Below are 19,052 nucleotides of genomic sequence, written 5' to 3' on the forward strand. Positions count from 1 at the left end.
GCATGCCGGTGATTCGAAGCCTCACGCTGCCCGACGAAGCGGCGACCGCCGCCTTGGCCGGCGCGCTGGCGCCTTTGCTGCGGCCCGGAGATGCCGTTCTGCTGGATGGACCGCTGGGCGCCGGCAAGACCAGCTTCGCCCGCGCGCTGATCCGTAGCCTGTCGCATCCCGGCACGGAAGTCCCCAGTCCCAGCTTCAACCTGGTGCTGACCTACGACACGCCGCAGGCAACGGTGTGGCATTTCGACCTTTACCGCGTCGCCGATCCACGCGAATTGGATGAGCTTGGCCTGGATGAGGCGATGCAGGACGGCATCACCTTGATCGAATGGCCGGAGCGGCTTGGATCGCAATTGCCCGCCCATGCCCTGAGCGTTCGCCTGGCCCCTGCATCCGCACCGACCGCGCGGCAGGTAGAGTTGCTCGGCGACGATGCCTGGGCGCAACGCTTATCTTCTTTCAAGGTATCCAGTGATGTCTGATCGCGCCGCTGTTGATCGCGCTGCATTGTCCGATCGCTTCCTGGCAGCGGCCGGCTGGGGCTCTGCATCCCGCACCAAGCTGGCCGGCGATGCGTCGTTTCGCAAATACGAACGCCTGCAGCGCGGCAGCGAGCCGGCCGTCCTCATGGACGCAGCGCCGCCGCAGGAAGACGTCCGCCCCTTCCTGCGCATCGCCCGCATGCTCCTGGGCTTTGGCTACAGTGCGCCGCGCATCCTGGCCGAGGATGTCGAGAACGGCTTTCTGCTGCTGGAGGATTTGGGCGACGGCCTTTATGCGCGTCTTCTCCGCCAGGGTGCGAACGAGACCGAGCTTTATGCCGCCGCCATCGACTTCCTGCTCGACCTGCATCGTCATCCCGCTGCTGACGATCTTGCAGCTTATGACGAAAAGCGTCTGGTGGAGGAAGCCGAACTCTTTCTCGATTGGTATCTGCCGGCCCTGACCGGGCAGGAGACGGATACCGGGCTGCGCTCGGAATTTTGCGACCTTTGGCATGCGCTGGCGCCGGAGGTGGCTTTGCCGCCGCGTGTGCTGGTGCTGCGCGATTTCCATGCTGAGAATCTGCTGTGGCTGCCCGAACGCAGCGGCACCGCCAAGGTCGGCCTGCTGGACTTCCAGGATGCTGTGGCCGGCCATCCAGCCTACGATCTGGTGTCGCTGCTGGAAGATGCCCGGCGCGATGTGCCGCCGGAACTGGCCGAGGCGATGCTGCAGCGCTACGTTGCTGGCAGCGGGAAAGACGATCAGAGCTTCCGGCGCGCCTATGCGATCCTTGGCGCGCAGCGCAACATCCGCATCCTTGGCGTCTTTACCCGCCTGTGGAAGCGCGACGGCAAGCCGCATTACCAGGCCTTCATGCCGCGCATGTGGGGTCTGGTCGAACGCGATCTCGCCCATCCGGCGCTGGCCGATCTGCGTGCCTGGTTCGACCGCACTGTGCCGCAGCCGCTGCGCCTGCAGCCCCTGCCGGGCCTGCCCGAACTGGCGGCGGCATCATGATTTCCATTCCCGCAACGGCGATGGTTCTTGCCGCCGGGCTTGGCACCCGGCTGCGGCCGCTGACCGAGCATACTCCCAAGCCGCTGATCAAAGTCGCGGGCCAAACCTTGCTGGATCGCTGCCTGGATCGTCTCGTCGAGGCCGGCGTGCAGCGCGCCGTCGTCAACATCCACTGGCTGGGCCAGCAGATCCGCGATCATCTCGCCAGCCGCAGGGATATCGAGATCGTCATCTCGGATGAGAGCGACCTTCTGCTGGAAACCGGCGGCGGCATCGCCAAGGCACTGCCGCTGCTGGGCGATGCGCCCTTCATTTCCGTCAATGCCGATCTGATCTGGCGCGATGCCGTAAGCGGCGGCAACAGCCTGCGGCAATTGGCGATGGCTTTCGATCAGAACGCGATGGATGCGCTGCTGCTGCTGCAACCGCGCGAAAAGGCTACTGGTCATAATGGCGCCGGCGATTTCAATCTGGCGCCATCGGGCCAGCTCAGCCGCCGCGGTGAAGCATCGCAGGCGGCCTTCGTCTATACTGGCGTGCAGATTTTGCAGCCGCGGCTTTTCACCGGCAGCCCCGCGGGAGCTTTTTCGCTGAACCTCCTCTACGACCGTGCGATTGCTGCCGGCCGTCTTTATGGCCTGCCGCATCAGGGCGACTGGGTGGATGTGGGCAGCCCGGCCGGTCTGGCGGCGGCGGAAGCTATGTTCAATGGCGAGCGCGACTAGGCCGCAGCTTTACACCATCGCCCCCGGCCGGCCTTTCCTCGATTTGCTGGCGGCGGGAATTCTGCGCCGCTTCGGCACCGATCCGCTGACGCTATCGCGTGTGACTGTCCTGCTGCCGACGCGGCGCGCCTGCCGCGGCCTGGCCGAGGCTTTCCTGCGTGCCCGCGATGGCGAGGCTTTACTGCTGCCGAAAATCCGCCCGTTGGGCGATATCGACGAAGACGAACTCGACTTACGCGGCATCGATACTGCGGAGGAGGCGCAGCCTTTCGCGCCGCTCGATCGCATGCTGCTGCTGGCGAAGCTGATCGCGGCATCGCCCTTGGCCGGCGGCGACAGTGCCACGGCCTTGCGGCTGGCGCGGCTGCTGGGCGATTTCCTCGACAATGCCGCCACGGAAGAAGTCGGACTGGATCGCCTGCCCGATCTCGTGCCCGCCGAACTGGCCAGCCATTGGCAGGCGACCCTGGAATTCCTGCGCGTCATCCGCGAGCATTGGCCTCGCATCAAGCAGGAACAGGGCCGCCTCGATGCAGCCGAACATCGCCGCCAGGCGATGCAGCGCTGGATCGATCATTGGCAAGCCGCGCCGCCCACCGAACCAGTGATCGCCGCGGGTTCTACCGGTACTATTCCCGCCACCGCGCGACTGCTGAAGCTGATCGCTCGTCTGCCGCAAGGCGCCGTGGTGCTGCCGGGACTGGACAGGCAGCTCGATGATGCCGCCTGGACCGCAGCCACGGCCGAGCCGACGCATCCGCAATTTGCGCTGGCCCATCTGCTCAACACGCTGGGGGCTTCGCGCGCCGATGTTGAAGACTGGTCGCCGGATGCGGCGCCTTCGGCCATTTCGGCCGCACGCGCAACCTTGCTGTCGATCGCGTTGCTGCCGCCATCGGAGACACATCGCTGGCGCAGCCTGCCAAATGGCATTCCACCGCAAAGCTTCCAGGGCCTGAAGCGGATTACAGCCCCGGGGCTGCATGAGGAAGCGCTCGCGATCGCGCTTGCCATGCGCGAAACCCTGGAGACCCCGGGCCGCACGGCTGCGCTGATCACGCCGGACCGCAATCTGGCGCGCCGGGTGGCCGCAGAACTGAGCCGCTATGGGATCGCGGTCGATGATTCCGCCGGCCAGCCGCTGTCGCAGACACCGCCTGCGGTCTTCCTGCGCCTGCTGGCGGAAGCCGTGGCTGAGGATTTCGCGCCAGAGCCTTTGCTGGCGCTGCTGAAGCATCCCTTCTGCACGCTGGGCCTGAAACGCCGCGAATTGCTGCGCTGGGTGCGCAAGATGGAACGCCGCGTCCTGCGCAAAACCTTGCCTCTGGCTTCGCTGGACGATCTCGCGGTGGAACTGGGCAAGCACGAGGAGCTGCTGGCGAATTTCGCGCGGCTGCGCACCGCGTTGCAGCCAGCACTGTCGTCAGAAACAGAGACACTGGCGGAGATGCTGCAGGGCCAGATCAAGGCTGCCGAGGCTTTAACAGCGCCGGATGCTGCATCGAGCGGCGGCCAGACGGAACTCTGGCGCCAGGAAGCCGGCGAGGCCCTGCATGATCTGGTCGTGGAACTGCTTCAGGCGACTGAGTTCGGTCCAGTAACGCGGCGCGAATGGCCGCGGCTGCTGGACGCTCTGCTGGAAGGCCGTGTGGTGCGGCCCCGCCATGGCCGCCATCCACGTCTGTTTATCTGGGGCTTGCTGGAAGCCCGATTGCAGCATGCAGACCGCGTCATCCTCGGCGGCCTGAACGAAGGCACCTGGCCGCCTCAGACGCATGACGATCCCTGGCTGAGCCGCCCGATGCGCGCAGCCCTCGGGCTGGCACCGCTGGAACGCCGGCTGGGACAAACGGCACAGGATTTCGTGCAGGCAGCCTGCAACGATGATGTCATCCTCACACGCTCGGAGAAGGTCGACGGCACGCCCACCGTGCCGGCGCGCTGGCTGCTGCGTCTTGACGCGCTGCTGAAGGATGACGAACGCTGGCAGGCCTGCCACGCGCCACACTATCTCGAATGGGCAGCGCAACTGGACCAGCCGGAGGCATTCATCGCCAGCGAGCCGCCGCGTCCTATGCCGCCGGTGGAAGCGCGGCCCCGGGAACTGCCCGTCACCGCCATCGAAACCTGGATCCGCGATCCTTACGCGCTTTATGCAAGGCGGATTCTGGATCTGCGCAAGCTCGACCCCGTCGGTCCGCCGCCGGATGCCCGCCTGCGCGGCGAGGTGATCCACAAGGTGCTGGAAATCTTTCTCGCCAGACACGGCGATACTTTGCCCGATGACGAGACCGCCCATGCCGAACTGCTGGCCCTGGGCAGGCAGCATTTCGGCGCCTGGCTGCAACGGCCGAATATCGCCGCCCTCTGGTGGCCGCGTTTTGAGCGCGCCATGCGCTGGTTCCTTGCCTATGAACGCGAACGGCGCACTGCCGGCTTCCGCCCCGTATTGCTGGAGAAGGACGGCCACTATGTCTTCCCGACACCGGGCGGCGCCTTCACCCTGAAAGCCAAAGCCGACCGCATCGACCGTCGTGACGGCGTCGGCGATCTGGCCGTGCTTGACTACAAGACCGGCACCCCCCCTTCGGTGAAACAGGTCCATAGCGGTCTGGCGCCGCAGCTCGCACTCGAAGCCGCCATCGCCCAGGCGGGCGGCTTTCCTGAACTGACACCGGCCACGATTGCTGAACTTGTCTATATCCGGCTTGGCGGCGGCGTCGAGCCCGGCGAGGCGAGATATATCGAAGGCACCAGCCGCTCGCCGGTGCCGCCGCCCGATGAATTGGCGAAACTCGCCTTGCAGCGATTGCAGGGCTGGGTGGCGCGCTTCGATGACGAGAGCACGCCCTATCTGTCGCGGCCGCGGCCGCAATTCGTCGACTATCCCGGCGATTACGATCATCTCGCCCGCGCCATCGAGCGCGCCGAAGGCATCGGGGAAGAGTGATGATGTCGCCCGATACCGAACTTTCACTGCATCAGGCAAACCAGCGCGTTGCCGCTGATCCCACGCTGTCGGCCTGGGTGGCGGCCAATGCGGGCTCGGGCAAGACGCGCGTGCTGGTGGACCGCGTCACCCGGCTGCTGCTCGCCGGTACCCGGCCAAGCGGCATTCTATGTCTCACCTTCACCAAGGCGGCAGCCGCCGAAATGGCGATCCGCCTCACCGACCGGCTCGGCGCCTGGACGACGCTGCCCGATGACGCGCTGAAGGCATCCCTGTTCGAATTGCTCGGCCGCCCCGTGACAAACGACGACATGCTTACAGCCCGGCGGCTGTTTGCCCGCACGCTGGAGGCACCCGGCGGCCTGCGGCTGCAAACCGTGCATGCCTTCTGCGAGGCGCTGCTGCAGCGTTTCCCTGTCGAGGCCGGCGTGCCGCCCGGCTTTGCCATTGCCGATGAGGCGATCACCGCCGATCTGTTCGCCGAAGCCCGCAGCCGGGTGCTGGAGCAGGGCCTCTCCGGCGATGCAACGCTTGCACCGGTCATCCGCTTCTTCGCCGAGCGTCTGGACGATGCGCGCTTCGAGCGGCTGTTCGCCACGCTGCTTGGCAAGCGCCGCGACCTTGCCGTGCTGCTGGAGGATTCCGGGGGTGCAGAAGCCGCGATTGGCCGGCTTTATGCACAGCTCGGCCTGCCGCCGGATGCGACCCGCGAGGGCGAAATCCGCCGCCATGTCGATGGCATGGCCATTGGCGACTTGCGGCGCGCGGTGGCTGCGCTGCTGCAAGGCGGCGCCAATGACAGCAAGCTGGGTAAAAAACTGGACCAGTGGCTTGCCGCCGGCTGTCTGCCGGAGCGCTTCGAGGCGGAATGGCTGCCGGCCTTCTTCACCAAGAGCGATCCCAATAAGGCACTGGACAAGCTCGCCAGCAAGATGGCCGAGAAGATCGCTTCCGATTGCGGCGCCATCCTGCAGGCCGAGCAGCAGCGGCTGCTGGCACTGAAGCTGATCCTGAACGCCCTGACGGTTGCCGAAGCAACGGCGATGCTGCTGCGACTGGCCGAGCATATGCTGCACGCCTATGCCGAATTGAAGGCCAGGCGCGGCCTGCTCGACTACGATGACCTGATCCTGCGCAGCCGCGAACTCCTGGTCGAGCCCAGCCGCGTGCCCTGGGTGATGTTCAAGCTGGATCAGGGCATCGACCATATCCTGGTCGACGAAGCGCAGGATACCAGCCCGGATCAATGGTCGGTGGTCGCCGCGCTGGCGGAGGATTTCTTCACTGGCTTCGGCGCGCGCGACGTCAGGCGCACAATCTTCGCCGTCGGCGACGTGAAGCAATCGATCTACAGCTTCCAGGGCGCCCGCCCGCAGGCCTTCCTCGACATGCGCAAGGATTTTGCCCGCCGTGCCGAAGCAGTGGGCGAGCGGCTGCATGCCGTGCCGCTGGAAATGTCGTTCCGCTCGGCACCGGCAATCCTGCAGATGGTCGATGCCGTTTTCGAGGACGAAGCAGCACGCAAGGGTCTGACGGAGGACGGTGCCGAACTGCGTCATCGTGCCAGGCGCCGCGAAGAAGCCGGGCGCGTCGAAATCTGGCCGCCGTTTAAGCCCGATCCGGCAGCGCAGAGCGAGCCTTGGGAAGCGCCGCTCGATTATGTCGGCAAGCGCGATCCGCGCGTACGCCTGGCCGAATGCATTGCCGCTCAGATCAAGCAGTGGACGCTGCATGAGGATCTGCCCAGCGCGGGCCGCAAGGTCAGGCCGGGCGACGTGATGATCCTGGTGCGGCGGCGCAACGTCTTCTTCGAGGCGATGGTGCAGGCGCTCAAGAAAGCCGGCGTGCCTGTTGCCGGCGCCGACCGGATGAAGCTTGCCGAGCAGATCGCCGTGCTCGATCTGCTGGCGCTGGGATCCTTCTGCCTGCTGCCGGAAGACGATCTGACTTTGGCCACGGTGCTGAAAGGCCCCTTGTTCAATTTCAGTGAGGACGATCTTTTTACGCTGTGCTGGAAACGTCAGGAGCGCCGCCTGTGGCACGAATTGCAGCGCCGTGCGGATGACAAACCGCATTGGCGTGCAGCGGTGCACGAGCTGCGGGAGATCATGGCGCGGGCCGATCTCATGCCGCCTTTTGCCTTCTATGCCGAACTGCTGGGCGCGGGCGGTGGACGGCGGCGGCTGGTGGCACGGCTAGGCGCGCAGGCCAACGAGCCAATCGACGAATTCCTTGCCGCCACGCTGAATTACGAGCGGGAAGCAACGCCAAGCCTGCAAGGCTTCCTGGCCTGGTTCCCGCGCCATGCCGGCGAGATCAAGCGAGACCTGGAACAAAGCCGCGACGAGGTGCGCGTGCTGACCGTCCATGGCGCCAAGGGACTGGAAGCACCTATCGTCATCCTGCCGGATTGCTGCGATCTGCCGCAGGAACGCAACGGCGAAGGCTTGCTATGGGGCGAAGCATCTGAGCCGCCGCGCCATCCCACTGCGGGGCCGGCGCAGACCGTGCCGCGACTTTATTGGCCGCTGCGCAAAGAAAACGACACGCCGTTGACTGCCTCAGTGCGTTTGGCGCGGCAGGAAGAACAGATGGCGGAATATCGTCGCCTGCTCTATGTGGCGCTGACCCGCGCCCGCGACCGGCTTTATGTCTGCGGTTATCTCAATGCCAAGACCGCCGAGAAAGGCCCGCCACCGCAAAGCTGGTATACGCTGATCGAAGCGGGCCTCAATCGCCTGTCGCCCATCCAGACCGTGCCGCTGCCCTGGGGCGAGGACGGCCGGCGCTATGAAACCTTTGGCGATCAGCGCGGCAAAACTGCCCCGGAATCCGAACAGAAGCCCTCGCCGCCTCTGCCCGCCTGGTGCCGCGCCCCAGCGCCGCCCGAGCCCTCGCCGCCGCGGCCGCTTAGTCCGTCGCGGCCCAGCCGCTCCGATCCGCCGCCGCTCAGTCCCACGGCGCCGGACCGCATCGCTGGCCTGGCGCGTGGACGTCTGATCCACCGCCTGCTGCAAACCCTGCCCGAGCTGCCGCCAGACGAGCGTAAGAAAGCAGCGACCCGCTTCCTGGCGCTGCCGGCCCATGGCTTGAGTGGCGCCCAGCAAGCGGAGATCGCCCGCGAGGTGCTGACTGTGCTGCAGGAGCCAAGCTTCGCCGCCGTGTTCCAGCCGGGTGCACAAGTGGAAGCCCCATTGGCCGGACGGCTGGGAGAGCGCCTGGTCGTCGGACAGGTTGATCGCTTAATTGTGAACGACGATGCCATCCTTGTTGTGGATTACAAGACGAACCGCCCGCCGCCGAGCCGCGCCGAGGAGATCGATCCGGCCTATCTGGAACAGATGGCCCTCTATCGCGGCCTGCTGCAGCAGATATTTCCCGGCCGTCCGGTACACGCGGCGCTGTTATGGACTTATGCGCCGCGCCTGATGCCGCTATCATCAAGCCTCCTTGATCGGGCGCTGGGCGCTTTCACCGCAACGTGACTGGTCGGAGGCGGGCCGTTTCCCTAGCTTGAGCACCATGTCTGCAAAACGGATCACTTCCTGGATACTGGCGATGGCGTTTGCGACCGGCCTCGGCAGCATCGCCATGGTGCAGAACGCCGCAGCGCAGGCCGGCCGCTCCATCATGGTGCTGGAGCTGTTCACCAGCCAGGGCTGCAACTCCTGTCCGCCCGCCGATGCGCTGATGTTCGACTGGGCCAAACAGCCTGATGTGCTGCCGCTCTCGCTGCATGTCGATTACTGGGACTATCTCGGCTGGAAGGACACTTTCGGCAAGAAAGGCCACAGCAAGCGCCAGCACGAATATGCGCAAAGCATGGGCAAGCGTCAGATCTACACGCCGCAGGTCGTGGTCGACGGCCGCTTTCAGGCGGTCGGTTCCGACCAGAATGCTGTCGCACAGGCGCTGAACAAGGCGCGCAAATCGGAGCGCGTGACCTTGCAGGCGGAATTTAGCAAAGGTGCCTGGCAGATTCTGGTCCCCGATGTTGCAGGCTGGCAAGGCGAGGCGAAGGTGCTGCTCTGCCGCTACGACCGCCGCCATGACGTCACCATCGAACGCGGCGAAAATCACGGCAAGACCATCACCTATCTGAATGTGGCACGGGCCTGGAACACCTTCGGCGAATGGAAGGGCCAGGCGGCGACCTACCGGCTGCCCGATCTCGGCGAGATCGACTGGAGCACCGAAGGCGTCGTCGTCATGTTGCAGTCGCACAATGGGCCAATTCTTGGCGCCGTGGATATCCAAGGCGCCAATTAGCCGCGCCTGCCGCAGCGGCACCGGTTGACACCTCACTGGACGAAGCCGAAGCTTTCCCAAAATCGAAGCATTGAAATCGAGTCATTGGGGACCGCGGAATGAGCGAAACCAAACCGGCTGCCCTACGGCCGTCCAGCACGGTTCTTCTGGTGCGCGATGGCGCCACCGGCCTTGAAGTCTTCATGGTGAAGCGCCACCACGCCATCGATTTCGCTTCCGGCGCGATGGTCTTTCCCGGCGGCAAGCTGGCCGAGGGCGACAGCGATCCGGTGCTGATGGGCCGCCATGCCCGGCCGGGCAAATTCGCGCCACATCTGACGCCCTTCGCCTTCGCCGCCATCCGCGAGGCCTTCGAGGAATCCGGCCTGCTGCTGGCCCGTCAGAAAGGCCAGTCGCGCCTGCTGTCGGCCGAGCAGGCCAGCGCGCTTGGCCATTGGCGCGATCCGCTCAATCGCGGCGAGAAAACCTTGCGCGACATGGCGGAAGCAGAGGGCATCGACTTTGCGCTCGATACCCTCGTGCCCTTCGCCCACTGGATCACGCCGGAGACGATGCCGAAACGCTTCGATACCTGGTTCTTCCTGGCTGCCGCGCCGGAAGGACAGATTGGCGCCCATGACGGCGGTGAATCCGTCGATTCCGCCTGGCTCGGCCCGCAGGCAGCGCTCGATGATTGGGAGGCTCAGCGGCGCACCATCGTGTTTGCGACCCGCATGCAGCTCGTGAAGCTGGCCCGCGCCAGCAACGTCGGTGCGGCTTTGGCCATGGCCGAGCAGGAGCCGATCGTCGATGTCATGCCGGTGCTGGACAGGAATGCGCCGGGAGAGCCGCATCTGCGCATCCCGGCGGAAGCCGGCTATGGCGTGACCGGCGTACCGCTCAGCCGGGTTGGCATGTAGAAGCGTCTTTTTACAGCGCCTTTTCCATCACGCGCGCGAGCCGCGCCGCAAAGCCCTGCGGATCGGCCAGCGGCTCGCCTTCCACCAGCCGAGCCTGATCGAGCAGCAATTGCGCAGCGTCCGTCAGCGCGTCGGTCGCACCCGGCTGCGTGGCCCGCGCAGCCAGCGCCTTGATCAGCGGATGCGACGGATTGATCTCCAGGATGCGTGCGCTGACACGATCGAGCTTCTGATGCAGCCGCAGCAGGCGCTCCAGATGCATGTCCATGTCGCCTTCGGCGGCGCTGAGGCAGACGGCACTGTCGGTCAGACGCTTGGATTCGCGCACATCCTTCACGGCATCGCCGAGGATCTGCTTCAAAGCAGCGATCAGCGTGCCCAGAGCCGCGCCCTCGATTTTGTCTTCCTGCGGCTTGTCGCTGGCCTCGCTCTTCACGGCATCCAGATCGTCGCCTGCCCGCGTCGCCGACTTGATCGGCTTGCCGGCATAGTCGGGCACCACCGAGAGCCAGAAATCGTCCACCGGATCGGTCAGCAGCAGCACCTCAACGCCCTTGGCGCGGAAGCCTTCCAGCTGCGGGCTGCGCTTGAGCTGTTCGATCTGGTCGCCGTTTATGACATAGATGGCGTTCTGCCCCTCCTTCATGGCGGCGATGTAGTCGTCGAGCGACACCCAGCCGTCGCGGGTCGACGAGCGGAAGCGCGCCAGCTTGAGAAGCTGATCGCGATGCTCACGATCCTCATAAAGGCCTTCCTTCAGCACGGCGCCGAAGGTTTCCCAGAATTTCGCGTAAGCCTCGGCGTCGTTCGAGGCCTTCTTCTCCAGCTCGGACAGGACACGCCGGGTGATGGCCTGGCGGATGCGCGCCACCACCGGATTGTTCTGCAGCATTTCGCGGCTGACATTGAGCGGCAGATCGGCTGAATCCACCACGCCGCGCAGGAAGCGCAGCCAGGCCGGAACCAAGTCGTCGCAGCGGTCGGTGATGAAGACCCGCCGCGCATAAAGCTTCAGTTGCGGCCTGCGCGCCGGATCGAACAAGTCGTGTGGCCGCGTGCCGGGGATGAACAGCAGCAGCGCGTAATCCAGCTTGCCTTCTGCCTTGGCATGCAACGTCAGCCAAGGATCATCGAAGGCATGCGCCACATGATGGTAGAAATCCTTGTACTGCTGCTCGGTGATCTCGCTCTTGGCACGGGCCCAGAGCGCGCTGGCGGCATTCAGCGTCTCGCTGTTGTCGCCGTCCTGCAGCACCACCGGCAAGGCGATGTGGTCGGAATAGGTCTTGACAATGCGGCGCAGCCGCTCGGGCTCCAGGAACTCTTCCTCGCCTTCGCGCAGATGCAGGATGATCGTGGTGCCGCGGCCGGAGCGCTCGGCTTCGCCGACGGTGAACTGCCCGGAGCCGTCCGAGACCCAGTGCCAGGCCTGATCCTCGCCGGCCTTGCGGGAGATCACCTCGACCTTGCCGGCCACCATGAAGGCAGAATAGAAGCCGACGCCGAACTGGCCGATCAGCGCCATGTCCTTGGCATTGTCGCCGCTCAGGCCCGCCAGGAACTCGCCCGTGCCCGAGCGCGCGATGGTGCCGAGATTGCTGATCAGCTCGTCGCGGTTCATGCCGATGCCGTTATCGGACAGCGTCAGCGTCTTGGCTGATTTGTCGGCCTGCAGCGTGACCTTCAGATCGGTATCGCCGCCCCACAGGCTGTCATCCGTCTGGGCGGCGAAGCGCAGCTTGTCGCAGGCATCGGAGGCGTTCGAGATCAACTCGCGAAGGAAGATTTCCTTCTGGCTGTAGAGCGCATGCGTGACGATATGCAGCAGCCGCGTCACCTCGGCCTGGAATTGCATCGTCTGATCGGTCATGGCGTCAGACCTCCACGGTGGTACTCAAAACGGAGGGGATCAGCCCTCCTTCTTTTCGTCGTCCTTCTTCTCCGGCTCGATCAGATCCTTAAGCCGGCGATTCATGTCGCGGACGGTCGATTCCGGCAGCAGATAGGCCCAGCCATCCACCCGCGCCTGCGCTTCCTTGGCCTGCTTCTCGGCCTCTTCCGGTGCCAGCAGATCCTTCTGCTCGACATCCTTCTTCACCAGTGCCGGGTCGAAGGCCACCTCGAAGCGGGCCCAGGCCTTCTTGTCATTCTGCTCGTCCGGAATGGCGCGCACGACGACGCGGACGCCGTCCAGCGTGGTGATCTCCACCACCGTGGCCTTGGAGAAATCCTTGCCTTCCGCCTTGGCGACGTCGTCGAAGGTCAGCCAGGCCAGCAGGCCCGGCACGGCATTCACGTCATACTGGGACGCGATCTTCATGCCCTTCGGCATTTCTGCCGGCGTGAAATCGACACTGCTGCTTTCCGCATCCTTCTTCGGCGCACGGACCAGTTTCAGCACTTCGCCATCAGGATAGGTCACCACCGCCTCGGCGACGCGGGCGCGGTCGACCTTGACCACGTCCTTCACCAGCCACTGCACCGGATCGGCGGGCAGTTCGAGAATGCCCTGCGCCAGCCAGGCGCGCGCCTCGCCCGGCTTGCGCACATGATACTGTCCCGGCTTGCCGCCGACGGGGTAGGACTTGATCTTGCCGACGATCACCGCCGCCATCGGCTTGGCCTCGCCATCCACCAGCCGCACCAGGATGGGGCCGGGATCGCTCTTCGCCGCCTCATCGAACGGCTTGTACTGATCCGGCTCGGAGACCTGCAGGCGATCGTAATGCTCCGGCTTGTCGGTGCGCGGCTCGACCGTCTCCAGGCCGGCAATGCCGATGGCGTTCTTGCGCACCAGTTCAGCCCGCACCGGATAATCGCCGCGGCTCGACATCGTCCACTGATCGCCGTTGCGCTCGATGCGGAACAGCGCCTTGGAGGTCGCGATCTCCAGCGACGCGATGTCGTTGACCTTCGCCGTCAATCCGGGGAACAGCGGCTTCGGCGTGAAATCTGCCTGCGTGGCGCTGTCGCGCGAAGCGGCAACCCACCAGCCAAGGCCACCCAGGACGACCGCCGATGCCAGCAAAACGGCCCAGCCTTTATTGCGCATGTCGATCCTCCTTTCCGCCTGCCGTCAGATTTCGGCCACGCGGCGTGCGCGGCGACGGCGCCAGGCGATGCTCAGGCCGATGGCGACCAGCGCGGCCAGCAAGGGCATCAGCCCGATATTGATGAACTTCACCAGGGTCTGCAGACCTTCGATGTCGCGGTTCAGCTCGCGCTGCACGCCGCGCAGCTCGCGCCGGGTCTGCAGCAGCTCGTCGCGGAAGGTATCCAGCGCCGCCTGCTGCTCAGCCGTCAGCAAAGCATTCGACTGCTCCTGGGTCTTGGACTGCAGATCGGCAAGCTTCTTCTGGGTATCCTCCAGCTTCTGCTCAAGCTGCCGCTGGCGCGCCAGGAACTGCTGCTCGGCCTGGCGACGCAGATTGTCGATCACCTCGAACGGCCGCTGCGACCGGCCGCGGCTGCGCAGGCCGATCAGATCGCCCGAGCCCGACATGTTGTCGATCGCATTGATCAGGAAATCGGCATTGGCGGCAATCGGCACATACATGTTCTGGCCGAACATCTGCTGGCTGCGCACCCAGAAGCGGTCATCCAGCAGGTCGGCATCGGCGACCAGCAGCACGTTGATCGGCTTGCTGCTTTCCTTCACCTGCTCACCAGCCGGCACCGCGGGAGCCGCATCCTTGTTCTCCTCCCCTTCCTTCTTCTCCGGCGCCGGAGCGCCGTCGGGGAAAGCCGTCTTGGCGGGGCCGCTGATGCGCGCCGCGAGCACATAGGTCTCGCCGGTCGGCTTGAACTTCTCAGCCAGAACCTGCGGATTGGGATCGCCCTTGAGATCGGCGGTATCCATCAGCATGGCCTGGTTCGAAGACGTAATAAGCGGCGTCACCGTGGTGCTGGCGCCATCGATCCTGCGGATCGAGCCCATCGAGGCCGTGTTGATCTGCGTCAGCTCGGCCGTGACCACATCGTCGCGGCTCATCTGCTCGCTGGAGATCGCCAGCCAGGGCAGGTAATCGACCACGGCCGCGGGACCGCTGCGTCCGGTCTGGACGCGCTGCGCCAGCGCCAGGTCGGCGACGTATTTGTCAGCCTCGACCTCGACGCCCCAGGCCTTGAACAGATCGGGCAGCAGCGAGCTCTGCTCGCCGCCCGGCATCGGCTGGCCGGTCATCGGATTCGGCATTGCCGCCATGGTTTCCGAATAGGGATCGGCGAAGACGATCAGGCGGCCGCCCTTGAGCACATACTGATCGATGGCGTACTGCGCCTGCGGCGACAGATCCTTCGGATGCGCCAGGATCAGCACGCTAAGCTTGTCATTGATCTCCTCGGGCTTCGATGCTTCCAGCATCTTCACTTCGAAGAACTGCTTGATCTGATCGAGGATCAGATAGGGCTGCGACTGCCCGCGCATCGCCGCCATGATGCCGCCCGGACCGTATTCCAGCGGCAGCGAGCCGAGGATGCCGACCACCGGCTTGGTCGGATTGCTCAAGCCGTAGATCAGCTTGGTCAGGTCATATTCCAGGAACTGCTCCTTCTCCGCCTGGAAGAAGGGAATCGTCTGCTGCTGGTCCAGCGTGTTGCTGCCGACCAGACCGAAATAGAACTGCCCGCCCGGCAGGTTGGCCGCCTGCAGCCCGGCCTGCACTGCGCGATCCTCGGCTTCGGTGAACGGCTCGGGGTCGATCACCTCAAGGCGGATCTTGCCATCGGCCAGCGCCGCATAGCGCTCCAGCAGCTCACGCACCCGCAGGCCGTATTGCCGCAGTTGCGGCGCAGCGGAGGCCAGCTTCTCGGAGAAGAAGAAGCGCAGCGTGATCGGTTCCGGAATCTGCTTCAGCACGTTGCGCGTGCCATCGGACAGCGTGTAGAGCCGCGCTTCCGTCAGGTCGACACGCGCGTTGCGCAATCCCTGGTTCGACAGGATGTTGACGGCAAAGAAGATGGCGAAGGCGGCGATCAGCCCGGTGCCGGTGAGAAACGCTTTGCTGCCGGTTTTCATGATGCAGTCTCAGCCCGCTTTCTTGAAATCGACGACAACGGCATTGGCATAGAGCCACACGACGATCAGCGACAGGAAGAAGATCACGTCGCGCAGATCGATCACGCCGTCGGTGATGGCGTTGAAATGGCCCAGGAAGCTGAAGGAGGCGATCGTGTCGACGATCAGACCGGGCGCCCAGCCCTGGAAGAAATTCAGCACCATCGGCGCGCCCGAAACCGTGAAAATGAAGCAGATCAGGACGCTGATCACAAAGGCGATCACCTGATTGCGGGTCAGGGCGCTGATGCAGCTGCCGATCGCCAGATAGGCGCCGGCCATCAGGAAGCTGCCGACATAGCCAGCCAGGATCACGCCGTTATCGGGCGTGCCAAGCCAGTTGACCGTGATCCAGAGCGGAAAGGTCAGCGCCAGCGCGATGCCTGCAAAAACCCAGGCGGCGACGAACTTGCCCAGCACCGCGGCCCAGAGCGGGATCGGCAGGGTCAGCAGCAGTTCGATGGTGCCCGACTTGCGCTCCTCGGCCCAGAGCCGCATTGCGATGGCAGGCAGGAAGAACAGGTAAAGCCAGGGATGAAACAGGAAGAAGGCCTTCAGATCGGCCTGGCCGCGCTCGAAGAACTGGCCGAGATAGAAAGTGAAGATTCCGGCCGTGAACAGGAAGACCACGATGAAGACATAGGCCACGGGCGTGGCGAAATAGCCGGAGAGTTCGCGACGAAGAACGGCGAGCATAGGCTTCATGGCTAATGATCCGATCAGGCGGCGCGCGCGAGCGCGGCGGCTTGGGTGATCTGGCGGAAGGCGGCGTCGAGCTTGCCGGGGCCGGCGATGATGTCGCCGATGCGCCAGCCGGCAGCACCGTCTGGCCGGCCCTCGGCCACGACACGGCCGCGGGCGATGATGATGGCGCGGCTGCAGACCGCTTCCACCTCTTCCAGGATATGGGTGGAGATGATGATCGCCTTGTCGCGCGCCATCGTCTGGATCAGCTGCCGCACTTCGTGCTTCTGGTTCGGATCCAGACCGTCAGTCGGCTCGTCCAGCACCAGCACCGGCGGATCATGCAGGATCGCCTGCGCCAGGCCGACGCGGCGCTTGTAGCCCTTCGACAGGGTGTCGATCGGCTGGTCCAGCACATCCTTGATGTTGACCTGGTCGACCACCTTCTCGATGCGCAACCAGCGGTCCTTGCCGGTCAGGCCACGCACATCGGCGATGAAGTCGAGAAAGCCGCGTGGCGTCATGTCGGCATAGGTCGGCGCGCCTTCGGGCAGATAACCGATGCAGGTCTTGGCAGCCTGCGGATTGGCCTCAACGTCATGACCCATGACCGATATACTGCCAGAAGTAGGACTTAGGAATCCGCACAACATCTTCATGGTTGTGGATTTCCCCGCCCCGTTAGGTCCGAGAAAGCCGAGCACCTCGCCTTTCGCGACCGTGAAACTGATATTGTCGACAGCGGTGAACGGACCGAATTGCTTGACCAGATTCTTTATGTCGATCATCGTTTTGCGTCGTCTCCTGCCTGTCCCCCGTCAGCGCCGTTCCGACGGCGCCCGCTAGATAAGGGTTTACCTGCCCATGGTTCAAGCCCTCCTGATGCGATTTTGCCGGAAAGGCTGGAATCCGCTTTCTCGCGGCCTCAATCGGGGCCTTTTCTGATCCGCCATGCCCCGTCAGCCTGCCATGGACCGCGAATCGCTTCCGTCCCCTGTTTCGCCCTGCGTGAGGATCTGTCAGATCGACCGCCGGACCGGCTGGTGCCTGGGCTGCTATCGCACCGGCGAAGAGATCGGCGCCTGGCCGGGCCTGGACGACAGCGGCAAGCGCGCCTTGCTGGCCCGCATCGCCGCGCGCCGGCAGGGCCTTAGGTAGCGTAAAACCTGCTCGATGCCGCAATTCCTGCTCAAGCGCCTCCTCACGCTGATCGCGACGCTGATCGCGACATCGATCATCGTTTTTCTGGTGCTGGAAATCCTGCCCGGCGATCCGGCACTGCTGGTGCTGGGCATCGATGCGACCGACGAGCAGCTTGCGGTCTTCCGCCAGCAATACGGCCTCGATAGGCCGATCCTGGAACGCTACACCGACTGGATCGGCAATCTGCTGGTTGGCGATTTCGGAATTTCCTATGCCTACAAGACGCCGGTCTGGCAGATGATCGCCGATCGCTTGCCGCTGACCTATCCGCTGACGCTGATGGCCATGCTGCTGACCATCCTGCTGGCCTTGGGGCTTGGCGTCTTTGCGGCCGCGCGCCACAACAAGCCGGCCGATGTCATCGTCATGGGCATCAGCCAGCTTGGCATCTCGATACCGAATTTCTGGTTCGGCCTGCTGCTGATCCTGCTGTTTGCCGTCAATCTCGGCTGGCTGTCGGCCGGTGGCTTTCCCGGCTGGGCCGACGGTCTGGGCCCGGGCCTGCAAAGCCTGATCCTGCCCAGCATCGCGCTGGCCGCCGTGCAGGCCGCGATTCTGGCCCGCATCACGCGCTCCTCGGTCCTGGAAGTGCTGCGCGAGGATTTCGTGCGCACGGCGCGCGCGAAAGGCTTGAGCCGCCATGCGGTGCTGTGGCGCCATGTGCTGCGCAACGCGCTGATCCCCGTTGTCACCATGATCGGCCTGCAATTCGGCAATCTTTTGGCCGGCGCCATCGTGGTCGAGCAGGTCTTCTCGCTGCCCGGCCTCGGACGGCTGATCTTCCAGGCAATCAACAACCGTGATATCGAGGTGGTGAAAGCCGCCGTTGTGCTGCTGGCCTTCACCGTGGTGACCGTCAATTTCATCGTCGATGTCCTTTATGCGGTGATCGATCCGCGCCTGAAGGCCCGCGATGTTTGACCGCGCTGGCTTTCTGCGCCGCGCCCTGCGGCATCGCAGCTTTGCCTTCGGCGGCCTGCTGACCGCCATCGTCGTCGGCATGGCGCTGCTGTCGCTCTTCTGGACGCCCTATTCCACCACGGCCATCAACATCCGCCGCCGCCTGGCGCCGCCATCGGCCGAGCACTGGCTTGGCACCGACGCCTTCGGACGCGACGTGCTGTCGCTCATCCTTGCCGGTGCGCAGAATTCGCTTTTCGTCGCCATCGTGTCGGTCGGCATCGGCCTGCTGCTGGGCAGCGCACTTGGCCTGCTGGCCTCGGCCAGGCGCGGCTGGATCGAAGAGCTGGTGATGCGCATGGCGGATTTCACCTATGCCTTCCCGGCGATCCTGTCGGCGATCATGTTCGCTGCCATTCTCGGGCCGCGGACGATCAACTCGATCATCGCCATCGCGATCTTCAACATTCCGGTCTTTGCCCGCGTCGTGCGTGCTTCAGCCAACGCGATCTGGGCGCGCGACTTCATCCTTGCGGCGCGCTCGGCCGGCAAGGGCCTCTTCCGCATCACCATCGAACATGTGCTGCCGAACATCCTGGCGGTGATCGTCGTGCAGGCGACCATCCAGTTCGCGCTGGCGATTCTGGCCGAAGCGGCCCTGTCCTATCTCGGTCTCGGCACCCAGCCGCCGACGCCCTCCTGGGGCCGCATGCTGAACGACGCCCAGACCTACGTCTTCCGCGCCCCCTTGCTCAGCGTGTTTCCCGGCCTCGCTATCGCGATCTCGGTGCTTGGCCTCAATCTTCTGGGCGATGGCCTGCGCGATCTGACCGATCCGCGCCTGGCGCGGCAAAGGTAAAGCC

General features: G+C 64.7%; 15 protein-coding genes. 10 read left to right on the forward strand and 5 right to left on the reverse strand.

Annotated features, from left to right (window positions below; genetic code table 11):
* Positions 1-2: 2 nt before the first annotated feature.
* The 7 genes from tsaE to Q0603_RS03065 all read left to right on the forward strand — a co-directional run bounded on the left by tsaE (position 3) and on the right by Q0603_RS03065 (position 10,346).
* A complete protein-coding gene (gene tsaE, locus Q0603_RS03035) occupies positions 3-482 on the forward strand; it encodes a tRNA (adenosine(37)-N6)-threonylcarbamoyltransferase complex ATPase subunit type 1 TsaE (RefSeq protein WP_298721849.1) in 480 nt (159 codons plus the stop codon).
* Complete coding sequence (locus tag Q0603_RS03040) at positions 475-1,503, forward strand: phosphotransferase (protein ID WP_298721852.1); 1,029 nt, start codon at positions 475-477, stop codon at positions 1,501-1,503. The genes tsaE and Q0603_RS03040 overlap by 8 nt, the downstream gene beginning before the upstream one ends.
* Positions 1,500-2,228 carry a nucleotidyltransferase family protein gene (locus Q0603_RS03045; protein WP_298721855.1) on the forward strand — a complete coding sequence of 243 codons (729 nt, stop codon included), beginning with the start codon at positions 1,500-1,502 and terminating at the stop codon, positions 2,226-2,228. The genes Q0603_RS03040 and Q0603_RS03045 overlap by 4 nt, the downstream gene beginning before the upstream one ends.
* Positions 2,212-5,178 carry a double-strand break repair protein AddB gene (gene addB / locus Q0603_RS03050; protein ID WP_298721858.1) on the forward strand — a complete coding sequence of 989 codons (2,967 nt, stop codon included), beginning with the start codon at positions 2,212-2,214 and terminating at the stop codon, positions 5,176-5,178. The genes Q0603_RS03045 and addB overlap by 17 nt, the downstream gene beginning before the upstream one ends.
* Positions 5,178-8,663: a double-strand break repair helicase AddA gene (gene addA, locus Q0603_RS03055; RefSeq protein WP_298721861.1), complete on the forward strand. Its 3,486-nt coding sequence runs from the start codon at positions 5,178-5,180 to the stop codon at positions 8,661-8,663. Before addB ends, addA begins: the two co-directional genes overlap by 1 nt.
* A gap of 73 nt (positions 8,664-8,736) precedes the next feature.
* On the forward strand, positions 8,737-9,447 hold the full coding sequence (locus Q0603_RS03060) for a DUF1223 domain-containing protein (RefSeq protein WP_298721864.1): 711 nt from the start codon (positions 8,737-8,739) through the stop codon (positions 9,445-9,447).
* A gap of 98 nt (positions 9,448-9,545) precedes the next feature.
* A complete protein-coding gene (locus Q0603_RS03065) occupies positions 9,546-10,346 on the forward strand; it encodes an NUDIX hydrolase (protein WP_298721867.1) in 801 nt (266 codons plus the stop codon).
* A gap of 10 nt (positions 10,347-10,356) precedes the next feature.
* On the opposite strand, the gene htpG is transcribed toward Q0603_RS03065, so the two are convergent.
* Genes htpG through Q0603_RS03090 form a run of 5 tightly spaced genes read right to left on the reverse strand, consistent with a single transcriptional unit; the run spans position 10,357 to position 16,874 of the window.
* On the reverse strand, positions 10,357-12,216 hold the full coding sequence (htpG, locus tag Q0603_RS03070) for a molecular chaperone HtpG (RefSeq protein ID WP_298721869.1): 1,860 nt from the start codon (positions 12,214-12,216) through the stop codon (positions 10,357-10,359).
* Between the two features lie 39 nt (positions 12,217-12,255).
* Complete coding sequence (locus Q0603_RS03075; RefSeq protein WP_298721871.1) at positions 12,256-13,398, reverse strand: DUF4340 domain-containing protein; 1,143 nt, start codon at positions 13,396-13,398, stop codon at positions 12,256-12,258.
* A 24-nt stretch (positions 13,399-13,422) separates the two neighbouring features.
* Positions 13,423-15,363 (reverse strand): Gldg family protein, encoded by a 1,941-nt coding sequence (locus Q0603_RS03080; protein ID WP_298721873.1) that lies wholly within the window; start codon positions 15,361-15,363, stop codon positions 13,423-13,425.
* Positions 15,364-15,372: 9 nt separating this feature from the next.
* The gene (locus tag Q0603_RS03085) at positions 15,373-16,107 is read right to left on the reverse strand and encodes an ABC transporter permease subunit (protein WP_298721875.1); all 735 of its coding nucleotides are present in this window, start codon (positions 16,105-16,107) and stop codon (positions 15,373-15,375) included.
* Positions 16,108-16,121: 14 nt separating this feature from the next.
* Positions 16,122-16,874 (reverse strand): ABC transporter ATP-binding protein, encoded by a 753-nt coding sequence (locus Q0603_RS03090; protein ID WP_298721878.1) that lies wholly within the window; start codon positions 16,872-16,874, stop codon positions 16,122-16,124.
* Positions 16,875-17,037: 163 nt separating this feature from the next.
* On the opposite strand from Q0603_RS03090, the gene Q0603_RS03095 reads away from it, so the two are divergent.
* From Q0603_RS03095 to Q0603_RS03105, 3 genes are read left to right on the forward strand one after another with little or no spacing between them, the layout of a single operon-like run.
* Entirely contained in the window at positions 17,038-17,244 is a 207-nt protein-coding gene (locus tag Q0603_RS03095) for a DUF1289 domain-containing protein (RefSeq protein WP_298721881.1), read from the forward strand.
* Positions 17,245-17,259: 15 nt separating this feature from the next.
* Positions 17,260-18,210, forward strand: a complete 951-nt coding sequence (locus tag Q0603_RS03100; RefSeq protein WP_298721884.1) for an ABC transporter permease — start codon at positions 17,260-17,262, stop codon at positions 18,208-18,210.
* Entirely contained in the window at positions 18,203-19,048 is an 846-nt protein-coding gene (locus tag Q0603_RS03105; protein ID WP_298721887.1) for an ABC transporter permease, read from the forward strand. Before Q0603_RS03100 ends, Q0603_RS03105 begins: the two co-directional genes overlap by 8 nt.
* Positions 19,049-19,052 lie beyond the last annotated feature (4 nt).

Origin of the sequence: uncultured Ferrovibrio sp. (genome assembly GCF_937960835.1) — a bacterium.
Lineage (GTDB): Bacteria > Pseudomonadota > Alphaproteobacteria > Ferrovibrionales > Ferrovibrionaceae > Ferrovibrio.

Bases quoted from the DNA above. Each gene is read 5' to 3' on its own strand.
- tsaE (WP_298721849.1), top strand. From the start codon at position 3: ATGCCGGTGATTCGAAGCCTCACGCTGCCCGACGAAGCGGCGACCGCC.
- Q0603_RS03040 (WP_298721852.1), top strand. From the start codon at position 475: ATGTCTGATCGCGCCGCTGTTGATCGCGCTGCATTGTCCGATCGCTTC.
- Q0603_RS03045 (WP_298721855.1), top strand. From the start codon at position 1,500: ATGATTTCCATTCCCGCAACGGCGATGGTTCTTGCCGCCGGGCTTGGC.
- addB (WP_298721858.1), top strand. From the start codon at position 2,212: ATGGCGAGCGCGACTAGGCCGCAGCTTTACACCATCGCCCCCGGCCGG.
- addA (WP_298721861.1), top strand. From the start codon at position 5,178: ATGATGTCGCCCGATACCGAACTTTCACTGCATCAGGCAAACCAGCGC.
- Q0603_RS03060 (WP_298721864.1), top strand. From the start codon at position 8,737: ATGGCGTTTGCGACCGGCCTCGGCAGCATCGCCATGGTGCAGAACGCC.
- Q0603_RS03065 (WP_298721867.1), top strand. From the start codon at position 9,546: ATGAGCGAAACCAAACCGGCTGCCCTACGGCCGTCCAGCACGGTTCTT.
- htpG (WP_298721869.1), bottom strand. From the start codon at position 12,216: ATGACCGATCAGACGATGCAATTCCAGGCCGAGGTGACGCGGCTGCTG.
- Q0603_RS03075 (WP_298721871.1), bottom strand. From the start codon at position 13,398: ATGCGCAATAAAGGCTGGGCCGTTTTGCTGGCATCGGCGGTCGTCCTG.
- Q0603_RS03080 (WP_298721873.1), bottom strand. From the start codon at position 15,363: ATGAAAACCGGCAGCAAAGCGTTTCTCACCGGCACCGGGCTGATCGCC.
- Q0603_RS03085 (WP_298721875.1), bottom strand. From the start codon at position 16,107: ATGAAGCCTATGCTCGCCGTTCTTCGTCGCGAACTCTCCGGCTATTTC.
- Q0603_RS03090 (WP_298721878.1), bottom strand. From the start codon at position 16,874: ATGATCGACATAAAGAATCTGGTCAAGCAATTCGGTCCGTTCACCGCT.
- Q0603_RS03095 (WP_298721881.1), top strand. From the start codon at position 17,038: ATGCCCCGTCAGCCTGCCATGGACCGCGAATCGCTTCCGTCCCCTGTT.
- Q0603_RS03100 (WP_298721884.1), top strand. From the start codon at position 17,260: ATGCCGCAATTCCTGCTCAAGCGCCTCCTCACGCTGATCGCGACGCTG.
- Q0603_RS03105 (WP_298721887.1), top strand. From the start codon at position 18,203: ATGTTTGACCGCGCTGGCTTTCTGCGCCGCGCCCTGCGGCATCGCAGC.